This window comes from Deinococcus cellulosilyticus NBRC 106333 = KACC 11606, assembly GCF_007990775.1.
Lineage (GTDB): Bacteria > Deinococcota > Deinococci > Deinococcales > Deinococcaceae > Deinococcus_C > Deinococcus_C cellulosilyticus.
On sequence record NZ_BJXB01000092.1, the window covers coordinates 1 to 877 of the forward strand.

At 53.0% G+C, this 877-nt stretch carries 1 protein-coding gene; it reads left to right on the forward strand.

Annotated features, from left to right (window positions below):
- Nucleotides 1–227 precede the first annotated feature (227 nt).
- Nucleotides 228–869: a transposase gene (locus DC3_RS28830; protein ID WP_186816344.1), complete on the forward strand. Its 642-nt coding sequence runs from the start codon at nt 228–230 to the stop codon at nt 867–869.
- Nucleotides 870–877 lie beyond the last annotated feature (8 nt).

Consider the following 877-nt stretch of genomic DNA (forward strand, 5'->3'; position numbering starts at 1 on the left):
TGCCGTTTAGGGGTGGCTGGGAGGGCAAACCTGTGCTAAGTTTGGGGGTTGACTCTCCGCTCCAGGCATGAAAAAAGGGACAGGTGTCTACTCCATGTCCCAACCTCACTTTACTGCCCCTCAGGGATGCTGTAAAGCAGCTACAAACCCAACTTCAGCCCCTGATCCCCAAGAAATACTGTTTCCCACACGAAAAAGCCAGCGATGACCTGCTCTGTGCCCTGGAGGTGTTCCGCCTGCTGAACAAGCACCCCTACCGCAAAACTTGGTTTGATTTCGTTCGGCTGAATTTTTTCACTGCTTTGCCCAGTTACACGCAGATCTATTTGCGTCTAGAACGGCTTGGATCAGCCATTGAATCATACGTTGGCAGGCCAGAGAAGCAGGAGATGGTGATCATCGATTCGATGCCTCTACCGGTTTGTCGTCCCAAACGGAGCTTATCCGCCAAAGTTAGATTTGCCTCCCTGGGCTTTTCCACCCAGGGCAAAGTGTATGGCTTTAAGTGCCATGTCTGGCTGTCCCCAGAAGGCCAGTTTGTGCAGCATGTGGTTTTGCCTGCCAATGAGCATGATTTTACCGGTGCCAAGAAGCTCAATGGGCGGTGGGCAGACTTTGGCTGTCCGAAAATCATCGGGGATAAGGCTTACGTGTCGCCAGGGATCATCACTCCACCGAAGAAAAATGCGACAGGGGTGGATGTGCGTTGGAAGCCAGAGTACGGGAAGCTCCGGGTAAGCATTGAGCGAGCTTTTTCATGGGTGGTGCGCGTGGGGCTCAGAAGCAGCCAGGTGAAGACGCTCAGGACGCTGAAAACCCGACTGGCGTTTGCTTTTCTAGCACACAACCTCAGATTTGGACACCCCTAAACGGCATA